Origin of the sequence: Sphingomonas sp., from assembly GCF_051962185.1 — a bacterium.
Taxonomy (GTDB): Bacteria; Pseudomonadota; Alphaproteobacteria; order Sphingomonadales; family Sphingomonadaceae; genus Sphingomonas.
On sequence record NZ_JBQCCN010000107.1, the window covers coordinates 1 to 11,415 of the forward strand.

General features: G+C 66.4%; 7 protein-coding genes. 6 read left to right on the forward strand and 1 reads right to left on the reverse strand.

Annotated features, from left to right (window positions below; all coding sequences use genetic code 11):
* Position 1: 1 nt before the first annotated feature.
* The gene (locus ACTHJR_RS06310; protein WP_440522275.1) at positions 2 to 2,254 is read right to left on the reverse strand and encodes a beta-glucosidase family protein; all 2,253 of its coding nucleotides are present in this window, start codon (positions 2,252 to 2,254) and stop codon (positions 2 to 4) included.
* Between the two features lie 183 nt (positions 2,255 to 2,437).
* Here ACTHJR_RS06310 and ACTHJR_RS06315 point away from each other — a divergent pair, with 183 nt between their 5' ends.
* From ACTHJR_RS06315 to ACTHJR_RS06340, 6 genes are all read left to right on the forward strand, one after another.
* Entirely contained in the window at positions 2,438 to 5,452 is a 3,015-nt protein-coding gene (locus tag ACTHJR_RS06315) for a TonB-dependent receptor (protein ID WP_440522276.1), read from the forward strand.
* Between the two features lie 106 nt (positions 5,453 to 5,558).
* Positions 5,559 to 7,121, forward strand: coding sequence for a tryptophan halogenase family protein (locus ACTHJR_RS06320; RefSeq protein WP_440522277.1), 1,563 nt, complete (start codon positions 5,559 to 5,561; stop codon positions 7,119 to 7,121).
* Between the two features lies 1 nt (position 7,122).
* Entirely contained in the window at positions 7,123 to 7,842 is a 720-nt protein-coding gene (locus ACTHJR_RS06325; protein ID WP_440522278.1) for a SapC family protein, read from the forward strand.
* Complete coding sequence (locus tag ACTHJR_RS06330) at positions 7,835 to 8,866, forward strand: cupin-like domain-containing protein (RefSeq protein ID WP_440522279.1); 1,032 nt, start codon at positions 7,835 to 7,837, stop codon at positions 8,864 to 8,866. Before ACTHJR_RS06325 ends, ACTHJR_RS06330 begins: the two co-directional genes overlap by 8 nt.
* On the forward strand, positions 8,863 to 10,392 hold the full coding sequence (locus ACTHJR_RS06335) for a tryptophan halogenase family protein (RefSeq protein ID WP_440522280.1): 1,530 nt from the start codon (positions 8,863 to 8,865) through the stop codon (positions 10,390 to 10,392). Before ACTHJR_RS06330 ends, ACTHJR_RS06335 begins: the two co-directional genes overlap by 4 nt.
* Positions 10,393 to 10,399: 7 nt before the next feature.
* Positions 10,400 to 11,415 (forward strand): LacI family DNA-binding transcriptional regulator (locus tag ACTHJR_RS06340; RefSeq protein ID WP_440522281.1); only part of this gene is annotated, 1,016 nt, incomplete at its 3' end.

The following is an 11,415-nucleotide window of genomic DNA, read 5'->3' on the forward strand; positions in this document are numbered from 1 at the left end:
ATCAGGGTCGCATCGTCGATGGCGTGAGCCTGACCGTCATCACCCGGCTGCGATCGGTTGCATCTCGCGCGAGCGCCACGCGATAGGTGCCGCCCATGATCCGCCAGCCGGGGAGTCTGGTGTCGTAGTCGGCAAGAACGCGCGGTTCGGCGGTCAGCGTGACGTGGCGGACCTCGCCGGGCTTGAGCGTCACGCGCGTGAACGCGGCCAGGCGCATCGGGTGTCCCGATCCTTCGCGCGCGACATAGACCTGCGGCACCTCGGACCCGGCGCGCTTGCCGGCGTTCACCACGTCGAACGAAATCGTGAGGTTCTTGCCGCCGGTCACTATCGGCTTGCGATAGGCGAATGTGGTGTAGCTGAGACCGTAGCCGAAGGCGAACAGCGGCTGTTGCTTGCGACGTTCGTACCAGCGATAGCCGACGTCCGATCCCTCGACATAATCGACCGGGAAGCTTTTGAGCTTGAGGGCGCCTGCCTCGGCCGGGTTGGCCGCGGCCTCTGCCTGGAGCGAGTTGAGCGTGTCGAGGCCGACCGGCGCCGGGCGTACCGCCTGTTGTTCGCTGACCGGGAAGGTGATCGGCAGGCGACCCGACGGGTTGATCTTGCCGGTCAGGATGTCGGCGATCGCCTCGCCGCCGCGCTGGCCGGGATACCAGGCCTCGATCACCGTCGGCACCTTGTCGAGCCACGGCATCGTCACCGGGCCGCCGGTTTCCAGCACGACCGCCGTCTTCGGCTGCGCCGCGGCGACTGCGGCGATCATCGCGTCCTGACCGTCGGGGAGCGACAGATTGGGGACGTCCTCGGCCTCGGTCGTCCATTGTGTCGCGAAGACGATCGCCACGTCGGCGTTGCGCGCGGCGGCGGCCGCGGCGGCGGGATCGCTGCCGTCGACATAGGTCACCGTCGCCCAGGGCATTGCCGCCTTCAGCGCCTTCAACGGTGACGAATCGTGATAGGTGACTCGGGCGAACGATGCCGCGGCGCCCGATTTCAGCGGGATCTCGACCGGCACGCCGCCGACCGAGCGGACCTGGCTCGACCCGCCGCCCGACAGCACGCCGACGTCGGCATGACCGCCGATCACCACCACGCGAGTCGCGCTGCGCGCGAGCGGCAGCATGCCGCTGTCGTTCTTGAGCAGCACGATGCCGGCTTCGGCGGCGCGCTCGGCGACCAGGGCATGTGCGGCATAGGGGATCGGTTGCGCGGTCGCGGCCGGTGAATCGTAGAGGCCGGTCTCGATCAGCCCGGTCAGATAGCGGACGACCATGTCGTCGATCCGCGCCATCGACACCTTGCCGCTGACGACGTCGGCGCGCAGCGGCGCGTCGAAGAAGATCTGACTGTCGAGTTCCTGGCCCGATTGCTGGTCGAGCCCGGCATTGGCGGCCTTCGCGGAGGAATGGACCGCGCCCCAGTCGCTCATCACCCAGCCGCGATAATGCCAGTCGCGCTTGAGCACGTCGGTCAGCAGGAATTTGTTCTCGCACGCCCAATCGCCGTTGAGCTTGTTGTACGAACACATCACCGACCCGGGCTTGCCGCGCTCGATCGCGATCTCGAAAGCCAGCAGGTCGCTTTCGCGCAAGCTCGCTTCGTCGATCCGCGCGTCGAGCACCATCCGCCCGGTTTCCTGCGCGTTGAGCGCGAAATGCTTGATCGTCGAGACGATATGGTTCGACTGTACGCCGGCGATATGCGCGCCGCCCATGATGCCGGCGAGCAGCGGGTCCTCGCCGAGATATTCGAAATTGCGGCCGTTCCACGGGTCGCGCGTCAGGTCGATCCCGCCCGCGAGCAGCACGTCGAATCGTTTGGCCCGCGCTTCGGCGCCAATCATCGCACCGCCCGCGCGGGCGATCGCGGGATCGAAGCTCGCCGCGGTGGCGAGACTGGACGGCAGCGCGGTGGCGGTGTCGCCCTTGCGCTGCTCGACCTGATTGGCGACGCCGAGCGAGGCGTCGCTCTCACGGATCAGCGGCACGCCCAGCCGCGGGATGCCGTCGATATGGCCGGCGGCCTGGATCAGCTCGTTCTGCGTCTTGCCCCTGGCGCGCGGCGGGAACAGGCCGTGGAGCAAGGCGATCTTCTCGTCGAACGTCATCTTCGCGACGATCGCCGCGGCGCGCGCGCGGGCGTCGATCGGCTTGGCGGCGGACGTCTCCCGCGCGAGCAACGCGGGCGCGCCGGCGAGTGTCATGAGCGAAGCGCCGATCAATGCAGCCGCTATCGCCTTGGCCTTCGGCATTTGTCTCTCCCCGTCACTGCCCGTTTTCGACTGTGGCGCAAACAGCACACTTTGGGAACGTTCACAAGTCCGGTGCGCGTCGGCCCTACTCGGACTTGACAGCGAAATGATAACGCGAGATGTGAACGTTCTCAAATAAAGCGCGGTCGACAACGCGCGTTCGGGAAGTGATGGGGAGGATTGATGCGCAGCTTCAAGGCTGGCTCGCTCACGCGGCTATTCGTTGGCGTTTCCGTTCTGGCGATTGCGGGCACGCCCGCAGCGGCCATGGCGCAGGAGGCGCCGCCCAGCGCCGATTCGGCCAAACCCACTGACGGCCCGGACAATGCGGCGTCGAACGACATCGTCGTCACCGGCATTCGCGCCAGCTTGCAGCAGTCGATGGACATCAAGCGCAACGCGCAGGGCGTGGTCGACGCCATCTCTTCGGAAGAGATGGGCAAGTTCCCCGACACCAACCTGGCCGAATCGCTGCAGCGTATCACCGGCGTGTCGATCGACCGGTCGAACGGCGAAGGCTCGTTCGTCACGGTCCGCGGCTTCGGCCCCGAATTCAACCTGGTGACGCTGAACGGCCGCCAGATGCCGACCTCGTCGCTCGGCGACGGCGCCAGCCCACCCTCGTCGCGTGCGTTCGACTTCGCCAATCTGTCGTCGGAAGGCATCGCCGCGGTCGAGGTCTACAAGACCGGCCGCGCCTCGATCGAATCGGGCGGCATCGGCTCGACCATCAACATCCGCACCCCGCGCCCGTTCGACCGGCCGGGCCTGCACGGCGCGATCTCGGCCAAGGGCGTGCTCGACACGTCGCGCAACGAGGGCGATCCGATCACGCCCGAAGTGTCGGGGATCATCAGCGACACCTTCGCCAACGACCGGATCGGCATCCTGATCACCGGCACGTATCAGAAGCGCCTGGCGAGCCAGAACCAGGCCAATGTCGGCTGGCGCGACGGCTATCTGGGGTCGGAGAACAATTGGGGCTCGCTGCCGCAGCCGGGTCAGCCGGGCGCGTCGAACATCACCAATCGCCCCGATCCGACCGACGTCTATTCGGTGCCGCAGAACGCATCCTACGACATCGTCGACCTCAAGCGTGAACGCATCAATGGCCAGGCGGTGCTGCAATTCCGTCCGGTCGACAACCTGACCGCGACGATCGACTATACCTATTCGCGCAACACCGTCGAAGTGCACGATAGCAGCGTCGGCATCTGGTACAATTTCGGCGACACCAGCAGCGCATGGACCGACGGGCCGGTCGCCGGCCCGGTCTTCTACACCGAGCGCTTCGGCCCGGCCGACCCGGCGACCGGCGCGATCGGCAAGGACCTGTCCTATTCGGGCGCGCTGACCGCCAACCGCAGCGAGAACAAGTCGCTCGGCGGGAACCTGACCTGGAAGGCGCCGGGCGGCGTCACGATGGAACTCGATTTCCATCATTCCACCGCGGAATCCAAGCCGGTCAACAAATACGGATCGAGCGTCTCGGTCGGCAATGCCGTGTTCGGCATCCAGAACCAGTCGATCAATTTCGACAATTACCTGCCAGTCATCTCGTACCAGATGTATCCCGGTATCGACGCGCTCAATCCCGCGCTGATCACGCCGACCGGCAACGCGTTCCGCAACGCCTATTTCAAGGACCAGATCGACCAGGTCCAGTATCGCGGCCGCTACGAGCATAACGGCTCGTTCCTCGACAGCATCGACTGGGGCGTGTCGTATGTCGATAACAAGGTGCGCTCGGCCTACGGCTACATCCAGCACGACACCTGGGGCGGTGCCGGCCCGGCGTCGGACATTCCCGACGACATCTTCACGCTGACCCCGGTCCCCAGCGCGTTCAAGGGGCTGGGCGGCGCCAATAACCCGGCGATGATCCAGAGCTTCTACACGTTCGACTTCGTTCGAATGGTCAATTTGATCGACAAGCTCTACAATACGTGCGGCGGCGACGGCGATTGCAGCTCGCCCTACACGGTCGACCGGCGGACCGAGGAAAAGACCCTCGCGCCCTATCTCCAGATCAATACCGGGTTCGACGTCAACGGCCGCAAGGCGCATTTGATCGCCGGCTTGCGCTATGAGACGACCACGGTCGATTCCAAGGCGCTGGTGCCGGTGCCGTCGGGCACGCAATGGGTGTCGGAGAACGAAATCGATCTGATCTTCTCGGGCCAGAGCTCGTTCACCCGATTCAAGGGATCGTACCAGAACTGGCTGCCCTCCGTCGATTTCGACATCGAGCCGATCCACAATCTGAAATTCCGCGCGTCGTACAGCCACACCATCACGCGCGCCGATTATGCCAGCCTGCAGGGCGGCCAGACGCTTGATCAGCTGTTCCGCATCGCCAATGGCACCGGCAGCCGCGGCAATCCGGGCCTGATTCCCTACAAGTCGAAGAACATCGATCTGTCGGCCGAATTCTATTACGGCAAGAGCAGCTACATTTCGGTCGGCTATTTCCACAAGGACGTGTCGAACTTCATCTCGTCGACGCGGGTCGACACGACGGCATTCAACCTGACCAACCCGGCCAGCGGCCCACGCTACCAGGCGGCGCTGGCGGCGCTCGGCGCCAATGCGACCGCGGCGCAGATCCGCCAGTACATCATCACCAATTACCCCAGCACCGTGCAGATCATCGGCGGCACGCCGGGCAATTATCAATATGGCATCCTCGGCACGCCGCAGGACAATCCGTTGACGTTCCAGATCACGACGCCGGTCAACAGCGCGCAGACGGCCAAGCTCTACGGCTTCGAATTCGCGGTCCAGCACAGCTTCTGGAACACCGGGTTCGGCGCGATCCTGAACTATACGATCGTCCGCGGCGACGCGACGTACGACAACACCAAGCCCGCCAGCTTCACGCAATTCGCGCTGACCGGGCTCAGCGACAGCGCCAACGCGGTGCTGTTCTACGACAAGAACGGGCTCCAGGCGCGCGTGGCGTACAACTGGCGTGACAAGTTCCTCGCCGGCACCGGACCCAATCCGAGCTATGTCGCCGCCTACGGCCAGCTCGACGCCAGCGCGAGCTACGAGTTCATGAAGGGGATCACCGTGTTCGCCGAAGGCATCAACCTGACCGGCGCCAGCCGGCGCGGGTTCCAGCGGTCGGAACGCTATGTGACGTTCGTCAATCCGGGCTCGGCCCGGTACGCCGCGGGTGTCCGGTTCTCGTTCTGAGGAGCGGACGCTTTACGGCAGCCTTGCGAGAGGGCCATCTTCGCGAGAGGATGGCCTTTTCCATTGGCGCGAGACCGGTGACGGCGCAGGGTTCGGGGGTCGGTAAGTGAACGGCGTGGTGAGCGATGTGGTGGTGGTCGGCGGGGGAACCGCCGGCTGGCTCACCGCTTGCCTGATCGCGGCGAGCGCCGACCCCGCCGTCGAGCCGCCGCTGACCGTCACGCTGATCGAATCGCCCGACATCCCGACGATCGGCGTCGGCGAAGGCACCTGGCCGACGATGCGCCGTACGCTCGAACGGATCGGCCTGGCGGAGGCCGATTTCCTGCTCGCCTGCGACGCCTCGTTCAAACAGGGCTCGCGCTTCGACGGCTGGCTGACCGGTGCCGACGACGATTTCTATTACCACCCCTTCACGCCGCCGGTCGCGGCCAGCCCGCGCGACCTGATCGCCGCCTGGCGCGCCGCCGCGCCCGATTTGAGCTTCGCCGATGCGATGGGGCCGCAGCCCGCGCTGTGCGCGCGCCAGCTCGCGCCGCGCGAGCGCGGGGCGCCCGGTTATGCCGGCGCGGTCAATTACGCCTATCACCTCGACGCGGTGAAGCTTGCCGCCTTGCTGTCGGCGCACGGGCGCGGGAAATTGGGCGTCCGCCATCTCGTCGACCATGTCACCGCGGTGCGGCTGGCCGACGACGGCGACATCGCCGCGGTCGACACGCGCAGCGGCGGGCAAGTGACCGGCGATCTCTTCATCGATTGCACCGGCCAGGCGGCGTTGCTGATCGGCGGGCGCTACGGCGTGCCGTTCGTCGACCGCGGCGACATGCTGTTCAACGACCGCGCGCTGGCGGTGCAGGTCCCGGTCGCGCCGGGCAGCCCGATCGCGTCGCAGACGATATCGACCGCGCATGCGACGGGATGGATCTGGGACATCGGCCTGCCGGCGCGGCGCGGGATCGGTTGCGTCTATTCGTCGCGCCATGCCGGCGACGATCAGGCGGCGGCGGCGCTCGACGCCTATCTCGACCGCGCGATGCCCGATCTGGGCGAGCGTCCCGCCTATCGTCGGCTGAGCTTCGCGACCGGGCACCGCGCGCGTTTCTGGGAACGCAATTGCCTCGCGGTCGGGCTGTCGGCCGGGTTCATCGAGCCGCTCGAATCCTCGGCGATCGTGCTGATCGAGCTGTCGCTCGACGCACTGCTCGACAATTTCCCGCGCGACCGCGCGGCGATGGATTTCCACGCGCGGCGCTTCAACGACCTGTTCCGCTTCCGCTGGGACCGGATCGTCGAATTCCTCAAGCTGCATTATGTGCTCAGCCGCCGCGACGAGCCTTATTGGCGCGACCATCGCGACCCGGCGTCGATTCCCGAGCGGTTGCGCGACTTGCTGGCGCTGTGGCGCGACCAGCCGCCCTCCCCCGCCGATCTCGGCGCGGTCGACGAATTGTTCCCCGCGGCAAGCTATCAATATGTCCTCTACGGCATGGGCTTTCCGCCGCCGCCGCGCGGTGTCGTCCGCCTCGGCGCGATCGATCCGATCGCCGCGCAACTGGCGCAGGCGCACCAGCGCGGCCGTGCGCTCGCCGCGGCGTTGCCGACCAACCGCGCCTATCTCGATGCCCTGCGATCGGTTACGCCATCGCTTATGCCGGAATTGACCCGCTGACATGACCACCAACGTGCTGCTGACCGCCGACGCCCATCGCGACCTCCGCATCCGGACGACGAGGGGAGAGGCGCTGGGCGACGCCGTGATGTCGGCGATCGTCGTCCCCGACGAATTCCGCCGCGCGCAGGGCCAGTACCCGATCCTGTTCCGCCGCGATTTCGATCGCGACGAATTCAACGCGCTGGCCATGTTCGGGTTCGAGAATGGCGAAAACCTGTTCCTCGAGGGCGATCGCTGGGACGCGAATTATCTGCCGCTGTCGGTCGATATTCAGCCGTTCCTGATCGGCGGCTCGCCCGACGACGATGCGCCCAAGCAAGTGCTGGTCGACATGGCGAGCCCGCGCATCGCTGAGGGCGAGGAAGGGATGCGCGCGTTCGACGACTTCGACCGGCCGACTCCCTATCTCGAGGCGATGGTCGAAAAGCTCGGCGCGCTCGACGAAGGCTATCGCGCGTCGCGCGCTTTCTACGCCGCGCTCGACCGGTACGACTTGCTCGAACCGCTGTCGCTCGAGATTACGATGGACAATGGCTCGATCAATCGCCTGGTCGGCTTCCACATCATCGACGAAGCCAAATTGCAGGCGCTCGACGGCGCGGTGATCGGTGAGCTGCATGCCGCCGGGCATCTGATGCCGATCTTCATGGCGCTCGCCTCGATCGGCCGGATCGGCGAGCTGGTCCAGCGCAAGAACCGCCGGATGCGCCATGGCTGAGGCGGACCCCGCCATACTGGCCGGCATCGCCCGGGTGTCGGAAGCGGCGGTGGCGGACGCGGCCGAGCTCGATACGCGGCTGCGCGAAGCGACGACGCCGTTCGTGGTGCGCGGGCTGGTGGCGGACTGGCCGCTGGTCCAGGCGGCGCGGCGATCGGCGGCGGAGGCGCGCGCCTATCTGCTCCGGCATCATCGCGACCGGCCCTTCACCGTTTCGATCGGGCGGCCGGGCGACGACGGGCGGCTGTTCTACGACGCCGGCATGGCGATGAACTTCACCATAGCGCGCGCCAAGCTGCCCGAGATTTTCGCGATGATCGACGCGATGGAAGCGGGCGGCGAGGCGCGCCCGCTCTATCTCGCCTCGATCGACATGAACGAATATTTCGACGGCCTGATCGAGGCGAACCATGTCGATCTCGGCGACCGCGTCCTCTTGTCGAGCATCTGGATGGGCACGCCGACGCGGATCGCCGCGCATAACGACGTGCCGCATAATCTCGCCTGCGTCGCGGTCGGCCGCCGCCGCTTCACGCTGTTCCCGCGCGAGCAATATCGCAATCTCTACCTCGGCCCGATCGACAACACCCCCGCCGGCCGCGCGGTCAGCATGGTCGATTTCCACGATCCGGATTTCGCCGCCCACCCGCGCTTTCGCGAGGCGCTCGAGCACGCGCTGATCGCCGATCTCGAACCGGGCGACGCACTCTACATCCCGGCCTTGTGGTGGCACCATGTCGAGGGCCTCGATCGCTTCAACGTGCTGGTCAATTACTGGTGGCGCGACAGCGCGCGGTTCCTCGGCCAGCCGCAGGATGCGCTCAACCACGCCATCCTCGCGATCCGCGACCTGCCCGACGACCAGAAAGCGTTCTGGCGCGATCAGTTCGATTATTATGTCTTCGGCAATGACGAGGGCGTGACCGCGCACATCCCCGAAGCGGGCCGCTCGGTGCTCGCGCCGCTGACGCCCGAGACCGCCGGCCGCATCCGTTCCTTCCTCCTCAGGCAGCTCAGCAAATGACCGACAGTAATCGCCACCCCCGCCGTATCGTCGTCGCCGGCGGCGGCACCGCCGGCTGGATGGCCGCCGCCGCCATCGCGCGGACGATGGGGCGCACGGTCGACCTGACGCTGGTCGAATCCGACGCGATCGGCACCGTCGGAGTAGGGGAATCGACCATCCCGCCGCTCGTCACCTACAATCGCCTGCTCGGCATCAACGAAGCCGAGTTCATGCGCGCCACCCAGGCGACCTTCAAGCTGGGCGTGCTGTTCGACGACTGGAAACAGGTCGGGTCGCGCTATTTCCATTCGTTCGGGCTGACCGGAAAGGACCATTGGTCGGCGGGCTTCCAGCATTTCTGGCTGCACGGCCGCGCCAATGGGCATGGCCAGTCGTACGACGATTATTGCCTCGAACTGGTCGCGGCGATGCAGGGCAGGTTCGCGCACATGCCCGAGGACCGCATGAATTATGCGTACCAGCTCGATTCTACGCTCTACGCCAAAGTCCTCCGCCAGATGGCCGAGGCCGACGGCGCCAAGCGGGTCGAGGGCAGGATCGCTCAGGTCGAACAGCATGGCGAGAGCGGCGACATCGCCGCGCTGGTGCTCGACTCCGGCAAGCGGGTCGAAGGCGAGCTGTTCCTCGACTGTACCGGCTTCCGCGCCCTGTTGATCGAGCAGACGCTCCACGCCGGGTTCGACGACTGGACGCACCATCTGCCTTGCGATTCGGCGATCGCGATCCAGACCGAGAATGTCGGCCCGCCGGTCCCCTATACGCGCGCGATGGCGCATGATGCCGGCTGGCAATGGCGCATCCCGCTGCAGCATCGGTCGGGCAACGGCCTGGTCTATTGCAGCCGCTATCTGTCGCGCGACGACGCGCTGGCGCGGCTGCTCGGCAATATCGAGGGAGAGGCGCTGACCGAGCCCAATTTCCTCAAATTCACCAGCGGCGTGCGGCGTAAGCAATGGTATCGCAATTGCGTCGCGGTCGGGCTGTCGAGCGGGTTCATGGAGCCGCTCGAATCGACCGCGATCCACCTGATCCAGCGCGCGGTGCTGCGGCTGATCCGGATGATGCCGCAAGGCGAGATCAGCGAACGAGACATCGCCGAGTTCAACGACCAGCAGCATGCCGACACGCTGCAGATTCGGGACTTCCTGATCCTTCACTATAAGGCTACCGAACGTCGCGACAGCCCGTTCTGGCGCTATTGCGGCACGATGGAGATACCCGAGACCTTGGCCCAGAAGATCGAACTGTTCCGCGAGACCGGTCGGGTGTTCCGCAGGAACGAGGAATTGTTCGCCGAAAACAGCTGGGTCCAGGTGATGATGGGGCAAGGCATCATGCCGCGCGCTTATCATCCGATTGCCGAGAAATTGCGCGCCGACGAGCTCGACGCGCTGCTCGGCAATCTGCGCGATACGGTGGCGCGCACGGTCGCGTCGCTGCCCGAGCATGGCGCCTATGTCGCGCGCTATTGCGGCGCCGCGCAGCCGGCCATGCCCGCCGCCGCGGCGATGGCGCGAGGCTGACCGCCCGATGGCGCGGCGCAAGCAGTCGGTCACGATCAAGCATGTCGCCGCCGATGCCGGCGTGTCGCTGCAGACCGTCAGCCGCGTCATCAACAAGGAGCCCAACGTCCGGCCCGAGATGATCGAGCGCGTCCAGCAATCGATCCAGAAACTCGGCTATGTCCCGTCGATCGCCGCGCAGCGGATGGGCGGGTCGCGTTCCTATCTGATCCTGTCGTTGAATGACCGCGAGCGCACGATCGAGGGCTGGCGCTCGCGCGAAGGCACCGACTGGGTCGACCAGATGCTGCTCGGCGGCATGCTGACCTGCGCACAGCACGGCTATCGCCTGATCGTCGAATTGGTCGATACGCATAGCGACCATATCGAGCGCGAATTGCTCGCGGCGATCGCGGCGTTGCAGCCCGACGGCGTCATCCTGACCCCGCCGCATTCGGAAAACCCGCTGATCGTCGACCTGCTGGTCGCGCACGGCATCAGCTTCGCGCGGATCGGTTCGCTGCGGCCGGGGCCCGGCTTCGCGCTGACGATGGACGACGAACGCGCGGCGCGGATCGCGACCGAACATCTGATCGGCCTGGGGCATGAGCGGATTGGCTTCATCGCCGGCCCGTCCGAATACGAATTGAGCGGCTGGCGCGTCGACGGCTGGCGCGCGGCGATGGGCGCGGCTGGGCTCGCGACCGACGGCCTGCTCGCGATCGGCGACTTCACCTATCCGTCGGGCAAGGTCGCCGCGGCGGAACTGCTCGGCCGGGCCCGGCGGCCGACCGCGATCGTCGCGAGCAACGACCAGATGGCGCTGGCGACGCTCGAGGTCGGGCGCGAGCGCGGACTGGTGGTGCCGCGCGACTTGTCGCTGATCAGCTTTGACGACACGCCGATCGTCCGTTTCACCCATCCGCCGCTGACCGCGGTCGTGCAGCCGATCGCCGAGGTGACCTCGCAAGCGGTGGAACTGATCATCGCCGAGCGTGCCGGCAGGAACGTCAGCGCCGAACCGGTGGTCGTCCCGGCCGAGCT

Coding starts and splice junctions, on each gene's coding strand:
- ACTHJR_RS06315 (WP_440522276.1), top strand. CDS start 2,438: ATGCGCAGCTTCAAGGCTGGCTCGCTCACGCGGCTATTCGTTGGCGTT.
- ACTHJR_RS06310 (WP_440522275.1), bottom strand. CDS start 2,254: ATGCCGAAGGCCAAGGCGATAGCGGCTGCATTGATCGGCGCTTCGCTC.
- ACTHJR_RS06335 (WP_440522280.1), top strand. CDS start 8,863: ATGACCGACAGTAATCGCCACCCCCGCCGTATCGTCGTCGCCGGCGGC.
- ACTHJR_RS06330 (WP_440522279.1), top strand. CDS start 7,835: ATGGCTGAGGCGGACCCCGCCATACTGGCCGGCATCGCCCGGGTGTCG.
- ACTHJR_RS06325 (WP_440522278.1), top strand. CDS start 7,123: ATGACCACCAACGTGCTGCTGACCGCCGACGCCCATCGCGACCTCCGC.